The organism is Sagittula marina, from assembly GCF_014196795.1.
Taxonomy (GTDB): Bacteria; Pseudomonadota; Alphaproteobacteria; order Rhodobacterales; family Rhodobacteraceae; genus Sagittula; species Sagittula marina.
The window spans coordinates 227,364-247,067 of sequence record NZ_JACIEJ010000003.1 but is presented as its reverse complement, the minus strand read 5'-3'; the positions used below and the strand labels follow the sequence as shown (position 1 = coordinate 247,067).

Genomic DNA, 19,704 nt, shown 5'->3' with positions numbered 1-19,704 from the left:
TATGTGCCTGCCCATCCGGGCTCTCACGATTCGTGCAGCCCGGTTATTGATAAAACGTTACCACAAAGAAAGCACTTTGACAGGCACGCAGGGGGTCAGCCCGCCATTTCGGCACGATTCAGCGCGCAATGGCTCCAAAGTTCATCCATCGCGCGGATCAGGTGATCCATCTCTTTGGGGCCGTGAACCGGCGACGGCGTAAAGCGCAGCCGCTCTGTGCCGCGCGGGACAGTCGGGTAGTTGATGGGCTGCACGTAGATGCCGTAGCCCTCCAGCAGCATGTCGCTCAACTTCTTGGTGTGCACCGGGTCGCCGACGATGACCGGCACAATGTGCGAGCCGTGGTCGATCAACGGCATGCCCAAGGATTTCAGGCGTGTTTTCATGATCTTGGCCTGAGTCTGATGCTGCTCGCGCAGAGCCGGATCACGCTTCAGATGGGCGACAGACGCCGCCGCACCCGCTGCCACCGCAGGCGGCAGCGACGTGGTGAAAATGAACCCCGGCGCGTAGGAGCGCACGGCATCGCACATCTTTTCAGAGGCCGCGATATACCCGCCCATCACACCATAGGCCTTCGCCAGTGTGCCGTTGATGATGTCGATGCGGTGCATCAAGCGGTCACGCTCCGCGACGCCGGCACCGCGCGGCCCATACATGCCCACGGCGTGCACTTCGTCGATATAAGTCAGCGCATTAAATTCGTCTGCCAAATCACAGATTTGCTCGATCGGGCCGAAATCGCCGTCCATCGAGTAAATTGATTCGAATGCGATCAGCTTCGGCGCGGCAGGATCGTCTGCCTCCAGCTTGGCGCGCAGATCGTCCAGATCGTTGTGCTTGAAGATCCGCTTCGCCCCGCCGTTGCGACGCACGCCTTCGATCATGGAGGCATGGTTCAGCGCATCGGAATAGATGATCAGACCGGGAAACAGCTTGGGCAGCGTCGACAGCGTGGCGTCATTGGCGATGTAGGCAGAGGTGAACAGCAGCGATGCTTCCTTGCCATGCAGGTCGGCCAGCTCCGCCTCCAGCTGCTTGTGATAGACCGTCGTGCCAGAGATGTTGCGCGTCCCGCCAGAGCCCGCACCCGTTGCGTCGATCGCGTCGTGCATCGCGGACAAGACAACCGGATGCTGTCCCATGCCCAGATAATCGTTGCCGCACCACACGGTGACAGGCGTCTCTGATCCGTCGGACTTGCGCCAGGTGGCGTGCGGAAACTGGCCCTTCTTACGTTCGATATCGATGAAGGTGCGATAGCGACCTTCTTGGTGAAGCTGGTTCAGGGCATCGTCGAGTTTCGCGGTGTAGTCCACCGGGCTCCTCCTTCTCATCATGGGCGCGTCATTCGGCGGCGACCCTTTGGCGGAGCATATCCGCATTCAAGTTCGTGAATAACTAATGCCCGAAAAAGCATCTGTCTACCGTCTAAGTCCGGACGTTCCGTCGCATCCTTGACCCAGATCAAGCGGCACAAAGAAATATCCGGTCGTCATCTTTCCTGTCGAACACCTGTTTAGCGGATCGGAAACCATCGGCCTACCCCTGGGGATACCGACCTTTGGCCATACCATTTCCCTGCGCCAGCCAGCCCTCAAGGCGGGCGTTTACCCGGGCAAAAACGGGACACCGCGGCAAACAGACTGCCGTCGCGGGCTGATGTATCTGCGCAGGCCCGTCGGTGCCACTGCAATCTAATTGGATTTACACACATATTGTCGCACGTCGATGCACAGCCCTCTGCACACCGGCCTTGGCTGGACATGGCCGCGCGCCGTGATAGCTTCGCCGCAAAGCATGACAGGAGCATACATGACTCTCGACGCCACTCTCGCCCGCATCGATTCCGACCTGCCGCAGGCGCTGGACCGCCTGATGGCACTGCTGCGCATCCCCTCGATTTCCACCGACCCGGCCTACAAGGCCGATTGCGACACCGCCGCCGACTGGCTGGTCTCCGACCTGGCCTCCATCGGCATCGCGGCGGAAAAGCGCCCCACACCCGGTCACCCCATGGTTGTGGGTCACGTGGACGGCGACGGCCCGCACGTGCTGTTCTACGGACATTACGATGTCCAACCGGTGGACCCGCTCAACCTGTGGGACCGCGACCCCTTTGATCCCGCCATCGAGGAGACCCCCAAGGGGCGCGTCATCCGCGCACGCGGCGCATCCGACGACAAGGGCCAGCTCATGACCTTCGTCGAGGCCTGCCGCGCCTGGAAAGAGGTCAACGGCAGCCTGCCCTGCAAGATCACCTTCTTCTTCGAAGGCGAAGAAGAAAGCGGCTCCCCCTCGCTGATCCCCTTCCTCAATGAAAACGCCAAGGAGCTGAAGGCCGACATCGCGCTGATCTGCGACACCGGGCTGTTCGAATCCAAAACCCCGTCCATCATGACGCAGCTGCGCGGCCTGTGTGGCGAGGAAATCACCCTGACCGGCGCGACCAAGGACCTGCATTCCGGCATGTTCGGCGGCGCGGGCCAGAACCCGATCCGCGTTTTGGCAAAAATCCTTGGCAACCTGCATGACGACAATGGCCGCATCCAGGTGCCCGACTTTTACGACGGCGTCCCGGAGCTTGACCCGGAGATCAAGGCGCAATGGGACGGCCTGAACTTCGACCATGCGTCGTTCCTTGGCGACGTGGGTCTGTCGAAACCCGCAGGCGAACAGGATCGCACCGCGCTGGAAATGCTCTGGTCCCGCCCCACCGCCGAGATCAACGGCATCATCGGCGGCTACACCGGCGACGGGTTCAAGACGGTGCTGCCCGCGCAAGCCCGGGCCAAGGTCTCCTTCCGGCTCGTCGGTCAACAAGACCCCCACGCCATCCGCGACAACTTCCGCGCGTGGGTGCAGGCGCAGCTGCCCGAGGATGTGACAGCCGAATTCCACGCCCACGGAGCTTCCCCCGCCAGCCAGATGGCCACCGATCACCCGGCGTTTGAACAATCGCGCGCCGTTCTGGGCGCAGAATGGGGTAAGGAGGCCGCCTTCACCGGCTGTGGCGGCTCGATCCCGGTGGCGGGCTACTTCAAGTCGATCCTCGGCATGGACACGATGCTCGTCGGCTGGGCCAAAGACGACGATCAGATCCACTCTCCCAACGAAAAATACGACGTCGAAAGCTTCCACAAAGGCATCCGCAGCTGGGCGCGAATCCTCGACGCCATAAGCTAAGCGGCAATGATGTCCGCCAGGTTAACGCCTGAGCGGCCTTCGAAATGAAGGAAACAGAACACGTCAGGGCCGGAGCTGCACTTTCCACGCAATTCCGGCCCGCGTCCTTAAATTTTTCGCAACCAAGCCGACATGTTCCGGGGCAATGGCCACAATCCGGCGTTATTTTGCCCGAATCCGGGGGTAGCAAAGCAGACATGAGCACAGCATTCCGCAAACTGTCCCAAGTTGACTTCCGCAAACGCGTCGCCCGCGTCGATTCACGCTTTGCGCGGATGGGACCCGCAGCCTATGCCAAGGATCGGACCCCTGCCCGGCCGCTCAGCATGGCGCTGATGGGTTTCGGCTGGATCTATCTGGTCGCCTCGATTTCCAACCGCCGCGATCACATAACCGCCTCGCTCAGCCAGGGGAACCTGCCCGAGCACTACCACCAGTGGATCTTCTCCGGCCTCGCGGTGATGCTGGCCGCCTCCATGGTGCTGCTCTTGCTGCATGTGGTGCGCTACTTTGCCAAATCCGACGGGAAAAAGAAGAACTCCGGCGGCATTCTCCTGGGCGCGCTGCTCGCCGTTGCGCTGTTTCATACGCCCGCAGGCGTATGGCAGGGCGGGCTGGGCATGCTGGACCAGCACAGCCAGCGGATCATACTCGCCGCCGGCACCTCGCTCAAGGATAGCCCCGTGATGGCAATAAATAATCTGCCGCTCAGCGACTGACCCGGCGTCTGTCACCGCACCTGTTCCGTTTTCGGTCTGCTCTGGCAGCGTGTTGAAACCGGCCTTGGGGCCGAAGGGAACCCGCCGTTCCAGCCCAATCCGAACTGACCGGGGCACGCACGTCAGATCGCAGTCGCCTGCGTGAACCCTGCACCCGTGGTCCGGAAATAAAGCGCCGCGTCTCCCTCTTCCGCATCACGGTGAACCCGACGCCAACGACCAATCTCACGTCTTAGCTTCAGAATACACCGGACGGCTCTGGGGAAGCCGAGCTTTCCAAATCCGCCCCCTATTCCGACGCATCCACCAATATGGCTCGGAAATCGTTGACGTTAGTGCCCGTCGGCCCCGGCGCGAACAGATCGCCAAGCACTTCGAACGCCGAGTACGGGTCTTGCCCGCGCATGAACTCGCGCGGATCATGTCCCGCCGCGCGCAGTCGGGACATACTCTGGCCATCGGCAAAGGCACCGGCGTTGTCCTCGGTCCCGTCGATGCCATCTGAATCGGCTGCCAAAGCCGTGATCGGCGCTCCCTCGATGCCTTCCGCCAGACCCAACAGGAACGCCGTGTTCCGCCCGCCGCGCCCCGGCGCCTCACCAAGTGTCACCGTGGTTTCGCCCCCTGACAGGATCACGACGGGCGCTTTGAACGGACGGTCGCGCCGTGCCACTTCGCGCGCGATGGCGGCATGGACCGCGCCCACATCCGCCGCCTCGCCCTCGATCGCGTCCGACAGGATCACAGCAGGGATGCCAAGGCTTTCCGCCTTCGCTGCCGCCGCCTCCAGGGACAACCTGGCAGAGGCAATCACCCGCACCACATTGCCGTCAAAACAGCTGTCGGTGGGCTGCGGTGCCTCTGCCGGGCCGCTTTCGATATGCGCCATCACCCGTTCCGGCAGCGTGATGCCACGGTTGCGGATCATCGCCAGCGCATCGTCGCGGCTCACCAGATCCGGCACCGTCGGTCCGGAGGCCACCTGCGCCGGGTCATCGCCCGGCACATCCGAGACCACCAGCGACACAACCTGCGCCGGGGCACAGGCCGCCGCCAGCCGGCCGCCCTTGACGCGGCTCACGTGTTTTCGGATCGCGTTCATCACGCCAATGGGCGCACCAGAGGCCAGCAGCGCCCGGTTCAGCGCCTGCTCGTCTTCCAGCGTCAGCCCGTCGGGCGGCGCGGGCAACAACGCCGACCCGCCACCACAGACCAGGGCCACCACCAGATCCTCCGCTGTCAGCCCTTCCACGGCGCGCATCACAGCCTCTGTCGCCGCGCATCCGGCGGCGTCCGGCACCGGGTGCGCGGCCTCCATCACGGGCAGATGCTTGCACGGCGCGGCATAGCCGTAGCGCGTCACCACCACCCCTTCCACAGGGTCGCCCCACAGCTCCTCAAAGGCCGCGGCCAGTTGCGCCGCCCCTTTGCCCACGGCAATCACCACGGTCCGCCCTTTCGGTTTCGGTGGCATCACGTCCCGCAGGGCAACTCGCGGGTCCGCCGCCGCGACCGCCGCGTCGAACAGCTCGACCAGAAAGGCTCTTTTATCCATGACTTGCATTCCTCATGTGATGGTCGCGCGCGTCAGCTGCCCGCCAGGCCCCGCGTCACATCATACCCATACCATTCAAGGATCTCACGCGCCGCGCGCAACCGTTCCCCGGGCCGCCCAGATCTGTCCAGAATGGCAAACCATCCGCCTTCGGGGTCGCCAAGCGCCATCGTCCGATTGTCCGCATCCAGCCAGTGCACCCAGATCTGGCCGTCACCGCTGGCGAAACGCCCCTGCCCGCGCGCCTGCATCGGCATCATGCGTGCCCCGATGCGCAGCGCCGAGTTTCCCACATGAATCGGCGTGCCTTGGGGGGCCAAAGAGCTTTGCACCACCACCCAATCGCCCATCACCCGCGCCTCGGTGACATCCGCCTGGCTGGCCACTGGCGTCGTGGGATTGCGCACAGGCACCCGGTCGATCACCGCGTCCGGCGGCTTGGCACAGCCGATCAACGCGACCAGAGCAACCACCCAAATCGCCCTCACGCCAGCGCATCCCGCACCGCAGGGATCATGGCGCGGCCGATCGCCATCTGACCGGCCGCATCCATATGCACCCCGTCCAGCGGCGACACCTGCGCATGTGCGCCCGCATCGAAAAAACCGCAGCCCTGTCGTGTGGCCATCTCGCGCAGCAACTCCGTCAGCCCTTGCTGACGCGCCTCCGCCCCGACAAAGACCGCCTCCAAGGTGCCGCACTCCCGCACCGGCACCGGCGCCACCACCAGGATGCGATCCACGACGTCCTCGGCCCGCGCCATCAGCACCAGCCGTTCCACCGACCGCGCGATCTCCCACGCGGTCACGGAAAATCGCGACTTCAGGTCATTGGTCCCGAGCATCACAATCAGCAGGTCCACCGGACGATGCGAATGCAAAATCGCCGGCAACACCAACGCGCCGTTGCGACACCCGCCTTCCACAGGATCATCATGCACCGTGGTCCGCGCGGGCAGCCCTTCGGCGATCACCTCATGATCCGCGCCCAGCCCCTCGGCCAGCACATCGACCCAGCGCTGCCCCTTGGGATGGCGGTCATGGCTTCCGGGCCGTTCCAGCGGCGCGGTGCCGTGGGTGTTGCTGTCGCCGTAACACAAGATCACCGCCATGCCGGTCTTCTCCTCAAATGCCTGAAATTTACCCAAACGAAGCCCGCGCGCAGGGTCAACCGGAAAGGCCCATACAACTGGACTTTCAAGACACTTGGCAAGCCCGCGCCCACATGCCACTCAAAGCGCACCCTTCACCAGACCGGACCCGCACCGTGGCAGCCCCGAACGACCGCTCCCAAAGCTATAACCGCCTGTTCGCGCTCTATCAGCAAGAGCCGGAGGTGGACGATGGCGAAGACACGCCGCGCATCGACACGCGGCTCAGCAACACGCCCGCAGCGCTCTCTGGCGACGAAATCCGTGTGCTGCTGGACAGCGCCACACGCTCCCTGTCGCCGCCACGTCCACACAAAGGCTTCTGGCGCAGGCTGCGCTCTTAACCGCGAAACCCGGTGGCCACGACGAACTTCTCCGAGGAATCGGATCGGCTCGCGGGCGGCTTGAAGTTCGACACCTTCTTGAACCTCTGCTTGAGAATGTGCTGCAAGGTGCCTTCGGCCCCGCCCGCCAGCACTTTCGCCACAAAGGTCCCGCCCTCTTCGAGCACGTCGAACGCCAGCTCCGCCGCCGCTTCGCACAGCGCGATGATCCGCAGGTGGTCGGTCTGCTTGTGGCCCGAGGCCGACGCCGCCATGTCGGACATCACCACATCGGCCTTGCCGCCAAGCCACGCTTTCACCTTGTCGTCGGCACCGTCTTCCATGAAATCAAGCTGGTGCAGTTCGACCCCGGCCAGCGGCTCCATCTCCTGCAAATCGACGCCCAGGATATAGCCCTGCTTCTTGCCGGCGCGTTCACCCATGACGTTGACCCGCTTGGCCGCCACCTGACACCAGCCGCCCGGCGCACAGCCAAGGTCCACGACCCGCGCGCCCGGCACGAGAAAGCGATACTTGTCGTCGATCTCAAGGATCTTGTAGGCCGCGCGCCCGCGAAAGCCGTCCGCCTGCGCGCGCTTGACATAGGGGTCGTTCAATTGCCGTTGCAGCCAAAGCGTCGAGGACAACTTGCGCCCGCGTGCGGTCTTGACCTTGACCTTCAGATCGCGTTGCCCGCGCCCCGAACTGTTCTTTGTCGGCCCGTTCGCCATGCAAATGACCCTCTGCTACTTCGTGGTTGAACTCTTTCGATCTGTCCGTGGACACGCCCCGGCGATCAGATTCACTCCCTATAAGGGACCGTCTTCCAAAACACCATCCGCCGACATCTGCGCATACAGCAACCCTTCGCGCAAACCGCGATCCGCCACCGACAGCCGATCCGTCGGCCACAGCCGCAGCAACGCCTGCAGGATCGCAGACCCGCTCATGATAAGCGCGTGACGGTCCGGTCCGATGCGCGGATCGCTCCGACGCCCCGTCGGTCCCATTTCAAGATAGCCGTTGATGACCGCCTCGATCTGGTCCGAGGACATGCGCAGCCCGTCCACCTTCGTCCGGTCGTAGCGCCGCAGCCCAAGGTGCGACGCCGCCACCGTCGTCACCGTCCCGGAGGTGCCGACGATCTGAAACCCCTCGCGCGCCTGCTCGTCCTGATACGGCGCAAAGTCTGCAAGGTTCTCCTCAAAGAACCAGCTCATCAGCGCGTAGCGCGCCGCGTCATCCTGCACGTCCGCAAACTGATCCCGCAAGGTGGCCACGCCAAGGGGCACCGAAATCCAGTCCACGACCTTGGCGCTGGGAAACGGGCTGTCGGGCGGATGAAACCCGGCGTGCAACCGCATGATCGCACGCGGACGTTCGCGCGGCTCCACGGCAGACAGGTCGATCCAGACCAGCTCCGTCGATCCCCCGCCGATGTCCACCACCAACAGCTGCTCCGTCTTGGTCGAGACCAAGGGCGCGCAGGAAATCACCGCCAGACGCGCTTCTTCCTCAGGCTGGATGATCTCCAGCGTCAGGCCGGTTTCCCGGCGCACGTGACGAATGAAATCGCGGGCATTCTTGGCTCGGCGGCAGGCCTCCGTGGCCACCAGCCGCATGCGTTCCACTTTGTGCCGTTCGATTTTCTGGCGACACACGCGCAACGCCGCAACCGTGCGCCCCATGGACGCACGACTCAATCGGCCAGACATCTCAAGGCCCTGTCCCAACTGGACGGACTTGGAGAAGCTGTCGACCACATGAAACTGACTGCCCTTGGGTTGGGCAATCAACATGCGGCAACTGTTTGTTCCCAGATCCAGCGCCGCATACAGCGCATTGGGATCTGGGTTGATAGGCGCGAGGCTCTCAACCGGTCTCGGGAAAGCGCCCGCAGCCTTGGGACGCTTGGGCGCCATGTCATTGCGCCTTATCCGATGTCAACTTGAGGATAAGGATAGGGCTCTGAGCGGCATCAGGCAAGGCGCATGAACAAGAGAACCCGCAGTGTTTACCGAAATACGTCTGGACGTCGCGGCATTCCTGTTCCGAAAAGCCACGCCAAGGGTCCGATGCGCCTGCCTCCCTTTCCCGCAAATCGCTGACCGGACCAAGGCCGACCCACCCGTCTGTCCCACCCAACTCACCCCGCCGCCCAGATGGCCAGCCAACGCCAGCTTGCGCGCCGAACACCTCATTGTCCCATGGCGGGCGTTTCTTCGGACTTCGTTCACCTTCCCTGACGATTGCTTAAAAACGCAGTGCAGACTCGGCCGCGAAGTAGCAATCCGTTCATCATTTTCCTGAAAACTTTGGGGCATTGGCCCCGTTCCAACTGTCCGGCCTTTGACATAGGCTGTCGCGGATGGTGCGCCGAAAGTCGAAAAACGACGCCGAAACCGGCGCGCCATGGTTACGAATTGCACATGCGAACAAGGGAATCAGCCGACCATGGCCAGCTCTGACCTCACCATCGTTTATTGGCGCGACATCCCGGCACAGGTGATCGTCGGCAAAGGCCGGCGTGGCGCAAAGGTCCAGCTGGCCGAGCGCTTTGAACAGGCCATCGACCGCGCCGCGATGAAGACCGGGGCCGCCGGCACCGACGACTATCTCGCGGAATGGCGCAAGGCCGTCGACGGCAAGGTGGACGGCGACCCGATGGAGGCCGCCCAGGCAGCCGCCGCCCGGATCGAGGCCGAATACGACACCGACCGCATCAAGACCCTGATCGCAAACAACGGATGGGCCAGCACGCCCGCCGCTTCGTAATCACAATGAGACTGAAGGAGGCTCTCATGGCTCTGTTCAACTTCCGCACCCGCGATCCCCAGCGCGGGCTGAGCCCGTCGAACGGCGCTGTCGAGGCCTTCCTGCAAGGCTATTCCATCGAGGTGATGCCGCGCACGGCCGCCAAGGTCGAAAACTTCCGCGACCTCCTGCCCGAGGGCACCCGCGTCTACATCGCCCACATCGAGGGCACCCCGATCGAGGAAATGGTCGCCACCGCCAAGCGTCTCAACGACGAAGGTTACCCGGTCATGCCGCATTTCCCCGCGCGCATCATCAAGGACGCCGCCACGCTGGAAAACTGGATCGCCATGTATCAGGGCGAGGCCAATGTGAAACAGGGCCTGATGCTCGCCGGTGGCGTGTCCGAGCCGCACGGCGATTTTCACAGCTCCATGCAGCTGCTGGAAACCGGCCTCTTCGACAAGGCGGGCTTTGAGCGCCTGCACGTGGCCGGCCACCCGGAGGGCAACCGCGACATCGACCTCGACGGCACCGACACCGCCGTCATGCAGGCCGCCCATTGGAAACAGTCCTTCTCCGAGCGCACCGACGCAAAGATGGCCATGGCCACCCAATTCGCCTTCGAGGCCAAGCCGATCATCGAGTGGGTCAACCGCCTGAACGCCGAAGGAATCCACCTGCCCGTCCACATCGGCATCGCCGGTCCCGCCAAACTCCAGACCCTGATCAAGTTCGCCATCGCCTGTGGCGTCGGCCCCTCGTTGAAGGTTCTCCAGAAGCGTGCGATGGACGTGTCCAAGCTTCTGCTGCCCTACGAGCCCACCGATGTGCTGACCGAACTGGCCACCTACAAGGCCGCCAACCCGGACTTCGGCATTGAGAATGTGCACTTCTTCCCGTTGGGCGGCATCAAAACCAACGCCCAATGGGCCATCGACAACGGCGGCGACGCCGGGAAACCTGCGAATAGATGACTGACTGCGCTCTGCTTTTTGACCTCGACGGCACAATGCTGGACACCGACACGATCCATCAGGGTGTCTTTGCGGACATGTTGGCCCCCACCGGCCTCACCGTGACCGAGGACTTCTACCTCGAAAACATCCACGGCCGCCTGAACGCCGACATATTTGCCGAGCTGATGCCCGACGCGGGCGACCCTCAGCAGCTCTCCGAGGACAAGGAAGCAGAGTTCCGCAAGCGCCTGCCCAAGCCCTATCCCGGAATGCCCGGCGTGTCCCGGCTGGTGGAACGCGCCATGGTCGAAGGCTGGGGGCTGGCCGTCGTCACCAACGCACCGCGCGTCAACGCCGAGGCCATGCTGAACGCCATCGGCCTGCGCGAGGCCTTCGAGGTGGTCATCATCGGCGAGGAATGTGAACGCGGCAAGCCGGACCCGCTGCCCTACCAGATGGCCATGCGGCAACTGGGCGTCGCCCCCGACCGCTGCATCGCGTTCGAGGACAGCCCCTCCGGCATGCGCGCCGCCGCCGCCTCCGGTGCCTTGGCCGTGGGCATCCGGTCCAGCCTCGACGACAGCGCCTTGCGCGCCAATGGAGCGATCGAAACGCTCAAAGATTTCAATGACAAGGCGTTGGAGCCTCTTCTTCAGCGTATCAAGGGAGAGACAGTGATATGACCCGCACCGTTGTGGAGTCCAAGACCAAGACCGCCATCATCGGGTTTGACGAACCCTTCTGCGTGATCGGCGAACGTATCAACCCCACGGGCCGCAAGATCCTGAACGAAGAGCTGGAGCGCGGCGATTTCTCCCGCGTCGAAGCAGATGCCATCGCCCAGACCGCCGCCGGTGCCAACATTCTCGACATCAACTCCGGTGCCGTCTTTTCCAACAAGATGGCCGAGGATCCGCGCTACGCCGACAACAACTTCGTTGAGCCGGCGCTGATGCAGCAATTGGTCGAATGCGTGCAACGGGTCGTCGACACGCCGCTGTGCATCGACAGCTCGGTGCCCGGCGCACTGGAAAACGGTCTCGCCGCCGCCGAGGGACGCCCGCTGCTGAACTCCGTGACGGGCGAAGAAGAGCGTCTTGAACTGGTGCTGCCGCTGGTCAAGAAATACAACGTGCCGGTCGTGGCCATCTCCAACGACGACACCGGCATTTCCGAAGATCCCGACGTCCGCTTTGCCGTGGCAAAAAAGATCGTTGAACGCGCTGCCGATTTCGGCATCCCCGCGCATGACATCGTGGTTGACCCGCTGGTCATGCCCATCGGCGCAATGGCCACCGCCGGGCACCAGGTCTTTACCCTCGTGCGTCGCCTGCGCGACGAGCTGGGCGTGAACACCACCTGCGGTGCCTCCAACATCTCCTTCGGCTTGCCCAACCGGCACGGCGTGAACAACGCCTTCCTGCCGATGGCCATGAGCGCAGGCATGACCTCTGCGATCATGAACCCGGTGGCCATTCCGATCAACGCCAAGAAGATCGAGGAAAAGAAGGCCGAGATCGCCGCTGCCGGTATCATCCTGCCCGAGGACATCGACGACGAAGTTTTTGTTACCCTCTTTGGCATGGGATCGACGACTGCCAAGCCGGGCAAGGAGATGGAGGCCATCCGCGCCGCCAACCTTCTGATGAACCAGGACGGCGGAGGTGGCGCCTGGATCGAGTTCAACAAGCAAGCCCCCAAGGCCGGCCAGGAAGGCCGCGGTCGCGCGGGCCGCACCGGTGGGCGTCGTCGCCGGTGACATCGGCTTATGGTTAAGAAACCGTTAAATAGTTGCGGCTGACAATTTTTCACAAATCAGCCCCGAACGGCGCCCCAGCGGGCGCCGTTTTGCTATAGGAAGATGTCTGCCAGAAGCTTGAAGGCAATGACGGTCAGCAACAGCAGGATCACCCGGTCAAAGGTGGCCTTGTCCAGCCGCCGCGCCAGCCAGGCCCCCAGCGGCATCGCCCCCATCAAGGGCACCAGCGCCGCCGCACTGGCCAGCGCACGCACCGGGGTCAACAGCTCGTACCAGATCATCGTCGGAATCTGGATCAAGGTCATGGCCAGGAAAAACAAACTGATGGTCGCGGCAAAGACCACCCGTTCCAATCTCATCGCGTTGAGGAACGTGATGGACACAGGCGCACTCAAACCCGTCGCCCCTTGCAAGACACCCGCCAGAACCCCGGCTGGCAGCACCGTGCGATCTGCCGTGCCACGCCCCAAAGTCCAATCCGGTCGCGCCAGACGGAAAGCCACGTAGAGCAACACCATGATGGCCACCATCATCAGCAGGATATGGGGGGCCACATGCGCCAGCATTACCGTTCCCAGCCACGCGCCCACCAGCCCACCCCCGGCAAACAGCCACGCGAAAGCCCCTCCCGGCAGGGATTTTCGATAGCTGATCGTTTGCAGCAGGTTGGTGCAAAAGTTCGGCAGCACCATCACCGAAACGGCCGTCGGCACATCAAAGAACAACGCGATCACGGGCACGGCGACCACTGGCCCACCTGCCCCGGTCGCGCCCTTCAATATGCCGCCCATCATCAGCGCCAAAGCGCACCAGACCAGGCCGCCCCAATGCGCGGTGATCCACCCCTCGGTTACGAATTCCATGGCACCTCTTTTCGGAGCGGAACCCTCTACGCAAAACGGCCCGGACGCAAGGTCCGGACCGCCGCAACATCCCGTCAGATTGCCGTGTCCCGCATCGGGCGCGAAGACGTCGGCACTCTCGCGAAACGTCTAGGACTAAAGGTAATCCGCGCGTTGCAAGCCGTACTTGGCCATCTTTTCGTTCAGGGTTCTGCGCGGCAGGCAAAGCTCGTCCATCACCGCTGCTATGGATCCCTTGTGACGCCGCATGGTGTTGTCGATCAGCATCCGTTCGAAAGCCTCGACATACTCCTTGAGCGGTTTGCCCTCGGTGGTCATCACCGGCTGCATCTGATCATGGTCCGACATCAGCAAGGACGCGATGGTCCCCTGCCCACGCCGCGATTGCAGCACCGCGCGCTCGGCCAGATTGATCAGCTGCCGGACGTTGCCGGGCCACGGCGCTTGCAAGAGCTGCGCCGCCTCCTGCGCGCTGACCTTGGGCGCATCGCAGCCATATTCGTCAGCAAAGCTTTCAGACAGCCGCGTAAACAGCGTCAGTATATCCTCACCCCGCGCCCGCAGCGGCGGGACGACAATCTTGAGCGCGGCAAGTCGGTAATAGAGATCGGGCCGCAGCGCCTGTTCGCAGGTGCGCCCTTCCTCTTGCAGGTTGGAGATGGCGACGATGCGCGTTTCCGGCGGATTGCCCTGATCGTTGATCGTGGACAGCAAACGTGCCTGAGCCGCGTCTGAGAGGACCTCGATGTCCTCCAGAACCAATGTGCCGCCACGGGCCTCTTCGATCGCAGGAAGCCGCGTGTCCTCTGGCTGCATCGGGCCGAAGAGCCGCGTCATCAGCGTGTCTTCGTCATGAGCACCGCAGGAAATCAAGGTGAACTTCTTGCCCGCCCGGCTACCCACCGCGTGCAGCGCGTGCGCCACGAGGGTCTTGCCTGTGCCAGTTTCCCCCTCGATCAGCACGTGACCGTCGGCTTGGCCGAGATCAAGAATATCTTCGCGCAGACGTTCCATCGCCGGGGACGCGCCGATTAGCTTTTTCATGATCTGACCACCTTCGGCCAGCTCACGGCGCAGCTGCCGCGTGTCCAACGTCAGACGGCGCGCATTGGTCGCCTTCTTGGCCAGATCCGACATGCGGTCCGGGTTGAACGGCTTTTCAAGGAAATCAAACGCACCGATGCGCATCGCCTCCACCGCAATCGGCACATCGCCGTGGCCAGTGATCATGATCACGGGCAGCGAGGAATCCGACCCCATCAGCTTTTTGAGCAGCTGAATGCCATCCATGCCGGGCATCTTGATGTCGGAAATCACGATGCCGGGGTAGTCAGGCCCAACAGTGCCGAGCGCCTCTTCGGCGCTGGCAAAGGTTTCCGTGTCATACCCGGACAGCGCCAGCCATTGGCTGATCGACTGTCGCATGTCCTGTTCATCATCAACGATGGCAATCTTCATCGCGTTCGCCATATGGGCCTTCACTCCGCTGCTTCGCTTGCCGCATTCATCACGGGCAATTGCATTTCAAACACCGCGCCACCCTTTTCGCCGTTGCGCGCGGTCAGACGTCCGCCGAGCTCCGACACGATCCCGGATGAGATCGCAAGGCCAAGTCCAGTCCCGTCGCCAGGCGCCTTCGTGGTGTAAAAGGGTTCAAAGAGCGCATCCAGGTCTTCGATCCCGTCTCCATTGTCGCGCACGCTGAGGGTCGCGGTCTCACCTGCTGCCAATATAATCTCAACTTGCGGATCTTCCACAGACTTGGTGGCGTCCAGCGCATTGCGCAAGAGGTTGACCAGAACCTGCTCGATCCGCATCCGGTCCCCGATGACGCGCACAGGATCGTCCGGCATGATCTTCGTGATCTTCACGCGGCGCGATTTCAACTGTGGTTCCATCATCGACAGGCTCGACGCAAGCGCGTCCCCCATGTCGAAAGGTGTGAATGATTCCTGACCCTTACGGGCGAATCCTTTCAACTGGCGCGTGATCGCGCCCATGCGTTCGATCAGATCGTCGATGCGGTGAAACGCGGTCAGCGCCTCTTCGGGGCGGTTGCGGTTCAACAGCAGACGCGCCCCCGCGAGGTAAGTTTTCATCGCCGCAAGCGGCTGGTTCAATTCATGCGCCACAGCGGCGGACATTTCCCCCAAGGCGGCGAGTTTGGAGGATTGCGCGAGCGATTGTTCGGCCGTTGCAAGGTTCTTTTGCACTTTCTCCCGCTCGGCGATCTCGCGTTGCAGACGGGCGTTGAGGGCGCGCAACTCGTTGGATTCACGCTGGAACAGAGCCATACGCACGGCGTTCTTGCGCGATAGCGCATAGAACATCAGCGCAGCGAGGATGGCAAAACCCATGATTTCCAGCGCAAGCACAGCGTTCACCCGTTCGCGGACACTGCTGTAGGTGGTAAATGTAGACAGGGTCCAGCCGCGAAACGGGATGCGTCCGTCGATCCGCATGACGGCCTCGCCACGCAGGTAGGCGTCGGCGGTCGTGGCGGTCCAGTCGGCGGCGGAGGCGATGAGCCGTTCGATGGCGCCGTCCTCCGGTGGGCCGAGCGCCTCTGTCGGCGTAAGGCCACGCCACCTCGGTTCGGTCGCCAACACGATGATGCCGTCGGAATTGGTCACCATGACCGCGTCGGAGATCCCGGCCCAGGCGCGTTCGAACTTTGCTAAATCCACCTCGACCATGATGACGCCAACGGTGTCGCCGGCCGTTTCCATCCGCCGGGAATACGTGAAGCGATAGCCGCCCGCCTCGCGCGCGATCTCGGTAAAAACGGTTGTATTGGCGCGCACGGCATCGACGAAATACGGCGCGTTGTTGTGGCTTTCACCCAGTCGGTTGCGGTCGGTCGCGGCGACGGAGCGCCCCTCACGGTCGAGCAACATCAGGCTGGCCGCGCCGATTTCATCCACAAAAGAAATGAGCCGCTGAGAGCTTTGAGCGAAATCTTCGGCATTCAGAGCATCCAACAGGGCTTTGTCGCGGGCGAGCAACTCTGGCACGATGGCGTTGCGGCGCAACTCTGAGATCAGGTTTCCGGAATAAAGTGCGAGGCGCAGTTCAGCACGATTGCGCGTCGTCTCGGTAAAGCGGTCCGTGAGCAACCAGTTGGTGACCCAGACAGTGGCAACGGCGCCAATCAATAGCAAGACAAGAGCCACACGTGCACGGCCCCCGATGGGGGCTGCGCGGCGCAAACGTGTCGTGTTACGGGCGGATGCCATGAAACGTAGGATAGGCCGCCCGTCTTGTGGTCTCAAGTCAGGCTGTGGTCAGAGCGTTGGTGAGATGGGCGAAAAGACGCGCACCATCCTCGTTGCCGTGAGCGGCTTCTGACGCACGTTCCGGATGCGGCATCATGCCGAGCACGCGGCGATTGTCTGACAAGACACCGGCGATGTCACGAGCAGACCCGTTCGGGTTGTCAGTGTACCGGAAAGCGACGCGATCTTCGGCTTCGAGCATGTCCAGCGTCGCATCGTCGGCAAAGTAATTCCCGTCGTGGTGGGCGATGGGCAGAGCAATCTCGACATCTCTGCCGTAGCCGTCAGTGTAGATCGACGCGCCTTCAGTCTTCAGGCCCACGGTACGGCAAATGTACTTCAATCCAGCATTGCGTAGAAGAGCGCCCGGCAGCAGACCGGTTTCGGTCAGTACCTGGAACCCATTGCAGACGCCAAGGACGTAGCCGCCCCGGTCTGCATGCGCCTTGACCGCGTGCACGATGGGCGCGTTCGCGGCGATTGCCCCGCACCGCAGATAGTCGCCAAAGGAAAAGCCGCCCGGCACACCGACGATATCGACGGCCTCTGGCAATGCGCTGTCCTTGTGCCAGACCATCTCCACCTGCAAGCCTGCGTTTTCAAAGGCGGTGGCCATATCGCGGTCGCAATTCGACCCGGGGAAGACAATCACGGCGGCTTTCATCTGCGCAGTCCTTTTTCAACGGCGGGCAAACGGCCCTTGTCCCAGAAGGCGGGCGGCGAGTCGCCGCGCGCGCTTGCTTTAGCACAGAAGTTTAAAGATGACAGGGGGACGTGGGGGTTATGCTCGGCGAAGATTAGAACTCCTCCCCCCAATCGCTGTTGCTGCTGAGACTTGATGGCCGTGGGGAGGCGGTTGTGGAAGACGCCGCAGGTGGCTTTGCGGGAGTGGGCGCCGGGGCATTGACTGCCTTTTTCTCGACAGGCGGCTCAGGCGCTTTGGGTTTGGGCGCTGGCTTGGCAACCGGCGCATCCCAGTTGCCAGCCGTGCCTTTCTGCTGGAAGACACTCATGGTGTCAGTGAGCCGCTCCGCCTCGATGTTCAGACTTTGGCCGGAGGCGTTGAGCTCCTCGACGATGGCGGCGTTCTCCTGTGTCGCACCTTCAAGACGTTGCACGCCGTCGTTGATGTCAGCAAGACCTTCGGTTTGCTCACGCACAGCGCCCGCGATGTTGGAGATCAGTTGCCCGAGACTTTCCACCTGGGTCTGGACCTCGGAGAGCGACGTTCCGGTCTTTTGCACCAAACGACTGCCTTCGCTCACCTCTTCGCCACTGGCGGTGATGAGCGCCTTGATCTCTTGCGCCGAATTGGCTGCCGTTTGAGCGAGGCCGCGCACCTCGGAGGCGACCACCGCAAAGCCCTTGCCTGCCGATCCTGCGCGGGCGGCCTCGACACCGGCGTTCAACGCCAGAAGATTGGTCTGGAAAGCAATGTCGTCGATAGCCGAGATGATCTGGTTGATCTTGTCTGAGGTTTCTTCGATGCGGTTGATCGCGGAAATGGCGTCCTGCACCACATGCCTGCTTTCATCCGAGAGCTGGCGGGATTTGCGCGCCATTTCATCCGCCTGGTCGACGTTCTTCTTGATGTCCTGACTGGTGGCGGTCAGGCCATTCAACGCCTCGGCGGATTGCATCAGCGTTGCGGCCTGCATTTCGACACGGCGCGCCAGTTCGTCGGACGTGGTCCCGATCTCCGCCGCGGAGGAACGCACGCTGGAGGCGACCCCTTCGGCCTTGGCAAGCGCATCGGCGAGGCTTTCGACCCCTTTATCGAAATCACGCCGCAATGCTTCGTATTCCGGTGGAAAGCCCTCCTTCTCGATCCGCGCCGTCAGGTTTCGATCGGCCAGGGCTGACAGCCCCTTTCGCAGAGCTGCGACAACCTTTTCCTGCGCCACTCGCTGCTGTGCACTGGACGCTTCGCTTTCGGCTGCCGCGGCAAGCTGGTCTCGGAAGTTTTCGACCACGCGCGCCGTCGTGCCGAGCTCGTCCGAGCGGTCGGTATGCGGAACCGGATGTTCAAGATCACCCTCGGCCATGCCCTGCAGGCGGTTCGAGATTGCTGTCATCGGGCGCAAAGACCAGCTCAGCAGGCCGATCAAAAACACAAGACCGAACATCAATGCCAGTCCAGCCACGATGAGCTCGGTCACCACCTGATTGGCGATCTGGCCGTCGACCACGGCTTTGTCGACACCGACGTAAAAGATGCCGACAACGTTGTCCTGTGCATCGAGGACCGGCTGATAGACAGTATAATAGGGTTTGCCGAGAATGACCGCTTGGCCCCTGAAGGTCTGACGGTCCATCATTATGGCATGTACCGGATTTTCCTTGCCCAGCCACGTCCCGACAGCGCGCGACCCATCGGGTTTCACGATGTTCGTGGTGCGCCGAATGAAGTCCCCTTCTTCGGGGACCCATTGGAACAGCGTCGCGGTCTCACCAGACACCTGGCCAACCGAATCAATCAAGTCATGGCCTTCAGGGGCTTCGAGCCCGGTCCAGCGCACCTCGTCAACGTTTCCGTCAGCGTCCAATGTGTAGGTCACGCCGGGAAACTGAGATGCGAACTTATCTGCCAAAATGCGCAGAGAGGTATTCTGTTTCATCTGCGCGTTTTCCACCGCGCTGGCCCGGCCTTGCATGTCGAAGGCCAGGAGCATGCCCGCGCAGACCAGCAGGAGCAGAACAGCCATCCCGGCTGCAAGGGTTATTTTAAGGTTTTTCCCTAGGCGGCGCATGACGTCCCTCTCATTGCTTGTCGCAAGGGGGATGCCACACAGACCTTTAAGAGTTGGTTTCCACCCACCCTTCGGTCAGAGCGGAATACCGAAAATACGCCCGATATGGGCGAATTGCCGCAGAAAAACGATCAGAGAGTCTCGATGCGGTAGCTTTCGATCACCGTATTGGCGAGCAGCTTTTCACACATTTCACCGATGGTTGCCTCGGAGGTGTCGTCAGCGAGTTCCATTTCAATGACCTTACCCTGACGCACGCTGCCTACACCCTCAAAGCCGAGCGCGCCCAACGCATGTCGCACGGCCTCACCCTGCGGGTCCAGAACACCGTTCTTCAGCATCACGTGCACGCGGACTTTCATCGCCATTCCTCCGGGATCAATGTTGCCGCGCAAAAACCGCATCGGCCGA

19 protein-coding genes are annotated in these 19,704 nt (G+C 62.4%); 7 read left to right on the top strand and 12 right to left on the bottom strand.

Translation table 11 applies throughout. The annotated features are described in order from the left end of the window. Positions 1-95 precede the first annotated feature (95 nt). Positions 96-1,319, bottom strand: a complete 1,224-nt coding sequence (gene hemA, locus GGQ68_RS07365; RefSeq protein WP_183964522.1) for a 5-aminolevulinate synthase — start codon at positions 1,317-1,319, stop codon at positions 96-98. Positions 1,320-1,815: 496 nt separating this feature from the next. On the opposite strand from hemA, the gene GGQ68_RS07360 reads away from it, so the two are divergent. Both GGQ68_RS07360 and GGQ68_RS07355 read left to right on the top strand, forming a co-directional pair. Further along, positions 1,816-3,186: a M20/M25/M40 family metallo-hydrolase gene (locus GGQ68_RS07360; protein WP_183964520.1), complete on the top strand. Its 1,371-nt coding sequence runs from the start codon at positions 1,816-1,818 to the stop codon at positions 3,184-3,186. A gap of 197 nt (positions 3,187-3,383) precedes the next feature. Then, entirely contained in the window at positions 3,384-3,905 is a 522-nt protein-coding gene (locus tag GGQ68_RS07355) for a hypothetical protein (RefSeq protein ID WP_183964518.1), read from the top strand. A 289-nt stretch (positions 3,906-4,194) separates the two neighbouring features. Here the strand turns inward: GGQ68_RS07355 and GGQ68_RS07350 are convergent, their stop codons facing one another. From GGQ68_RS07350 to GGQ68_RS07340, 3 genes are read right to left on the bottom strand one after another with little or no spacing between them, the layout of a single operon-like run. Further along, a complete protein-coding gene (locus tag GGQ68_RS07350) occupies positions 4,195-5,460 on the bottom strand; it encodes a glycerate kinase type-2 family protein (protein WP_183964516.1) in 1,266 nt (421 codons plus the stop codon). 32 nt (positions 5,461-5,492) lie between these two features. Then, positions 5,493-5,948: a lipocalin gene (locus GGQ68_RS07345; RefSeq protein WP_183964514.1), complete on the bottom strand. Its 456-nt coding sequence runs from the start codon at positions 5,946-5,948 to the stop codon at positions 5,493-5,495. After that, positions 5,945-6,571 carry an SGNH/GDSL hydrolase family protein gene (locus GGQ68_RS07340; RefSeq protein WP_183964512.1) on the bottom strand — a complete coding sequence of 209 codons (627 nt, stop codon included), beginning with the start codon at positions 6,569-6,571 and terminating at the stop codon, positions 5,945-5,947. Before GGQ68_RS07340 ends, GGQ68_RS07345 begins: the two co-directional genes overlap by 4 nt. 155 nt (positions 6,572-6,726) lie before the next feature. On the opposite strand from GGQ68_RS07340, the gene GGQ68_RS07335 reads away from it, so the two are divergent. Continuing rightward, the gene (locus GGQ68_RS07335) at positions 6,727-6,954 is read left to right on the top strand and encodes a hypothetical protein (RefSeq protein ID WP_183964510.1); all 228 of its coding nucleotides are present in this window, start codon (positions 6,727-6,729) and stop codon (positions 6,952-6,954) included. On the opposite strand, the gene GGQ68_RS07330 is transcribed toward GGQ68_RS07335, so the two are convergent. Together GGQ68_RS07330 and GGQ68_RS07325 are read right to left on the bottom strand one after the other, a co-directional pair. After that, positions 6,951-7,664 carry an RlmE family RNA methyltransferase gene (locus GGQ68_RS07330; protein ID WP_183964508.1) on the bottom strand — a complete coding sequence of 238 codons (714 nt, stop codon included), beginning with the start codon at positions 7,662-7,664 and terminating at the stop codon, positions 6,951-6,953. The genes GGQ68_RS07335 and GGQ68_RS07330 overlap by 4 nt on opposite strands. Positions 7,665-7,742: 78 nt before the next feature. Then, the gene (locus GGQ68_RS07325) at positions 7,743-8,855 is read right to left on the bottom strand and encodes a Ppx/GppA phosphatase family protein (protein ID WP_183964506.1); all 1,113 of its coding nucleotides are present in this window, start codon (positions 8,853-8,855) and stop codon (positions 7,743-7,745) included. A gap of 532 nt (positions 8,856-9,387) precedes the next feature. Between GGQ68_RS07325 and GGQ68_RS07320 the strand changes: the two genes are divergently transcribed. Genes GGQ68_RS07320 through GGQ68_RS07305 form a run of 4 tightly spaced genes read left to right on the top strand, consistent with a single transcriptional unit; the run spans position 9,388 to position 12,405 of the window. Beyond that, positions 9,388-9,708 (top strand): virulence factor, encoded by a 321-nt coding sequence (locus tag GGQ68_RS07320; RefSeq protein WP_183964504.1) that lies wholly within the window; start codon positions 9,388-9,390, stop codon positions 9,706-9,708. Between the two features lie 26 nt (positions 9,709-9,734). After that, positions 9,735-10,664 (top strand): methylenetetrahydrofolate reductase, encoded by a 930-nt coding sequence (locus tag GGQ68_RS07315; protein ID WP_183964502.1) that lies wholly within the window; start codon positions 9,735-9,737, stop codon positions 10,662-10,664. Beyond that, positions 10,661-11,329, top strand: coding sequence for an HAD family hydrolase (locus tag GGQ68_RS07310; RefSeq protein WP_183964500.1), 669 nt, complete (start codon positions 10,661-10,663; stop codon positions 11,327-11,329). Before GGQ68_RS07315 ends, GGQ68_RS07310 begins: the two co-directional genes overlap by 4 nt. Continuing rightward, the gene (locus GGQ68_RS07305; protein WP_183964498.1) at positions 11,326-12,405 is read left to right on the top strand and encodes a methyltetrahydrofolate cobalamin methyltransferase; all 1,080 of its coding nucleotides are present in this window, start codon (positions 11,326-11,328) and stop codon (positions 12,403-12,405) included. Before GGQ68_RS07310 ends, GGQ68_RS07305 begins: the two co-directional genes overlap by 4 nt. Before the next feature lie 92 nt (positions 12,406-12,497). On the opposite strand, the gene GGQ68_RS07300 is transcribed toward GGQ68_RS07305, so the two are convergent. The 6 genes from GGQ68_RS07300 to purS form a co-directional block, all read right to left on the bottom strand. Continuing rightward, positions 12,498-13,268, bottom strand: a complete 771-nt coding sequence (locus tag GGQ68_RS07300; RefSeq protein WP_183964496.1) for a sulfite exporter TauE/SafE family protein — start codon at positions 13,266-13,268, stop codon at positions 12,498-12,500. A gap of 135 nt (positions 13,269-13,403) precedes the next feature. Next, positions 13,404-14,738 carry a sigma-54-dependent transcriptional regulator gene (locus GGQ68_RS07295; protein WP_183964494.1) on the bottom strand — a complete coding sequence of 445 codons (1,335 nt, stop codon included), beginning with the start codon at positions 14,736-14,738 and terminating at the stop codon, positions 13,404-13,406. Positions 14,739-14,746: 8 nt separating this feature from the next. Next, a complete protein-coding gene (locus tag GGQ68_RS07290; protein WP_183964492.1) occupies positions 14,747-16,504 on the bottom strand; it encodes a sensor histidine kinase in 1,758 nt (585 codons plus the stop codon). 37 nt (positions 16,505-16,541) lie between these two features. After that, positions 16,542-17,207: a phosphoribosylformylglycinamidine synthase subunit PurQ gene (gene purQ / locus GGQ68_RS07285; protein WP_183964490.1), complete on the bottom strand. Its 666-nt coding sequence runs from the start codon at positions 17,205-17,207 to the stop codon at positions 16,542-16,544. Between the two features lie 133 nt (positions 17,208-17,340). Continuing rightward, positions 17,341-19,248 (bottom strand): methyl-accepting chemotaxis protein, encoded by a 1,908-nt coding sequence (locus tag GGQ68_RS07280; RefSeq protein ID WP_246429293.1) that lies wholly within the window; start codon positions 19,246-19,248, stop codon positions 17,341-17,343. Between the two features lie 176 nt (positions 19,249-19,424). Continuing rightward, positions 19,425-19,655 carry a phosphoribosylformylglycinamidine synthase subunit PurS gene (gene purS, locus GGQ68_RS07275; RefSeq protein ID WP_183964956.1) on the bottom strand — a complete coding sequence of 77 codons (231 nt, stop codon included), beginning with the start codon at positions 19,653-19,655 and terminating at the stop codon, positions 19,425-19,427. Positions 19,656-19,704 lie beyond the last annotated feature (49 nt).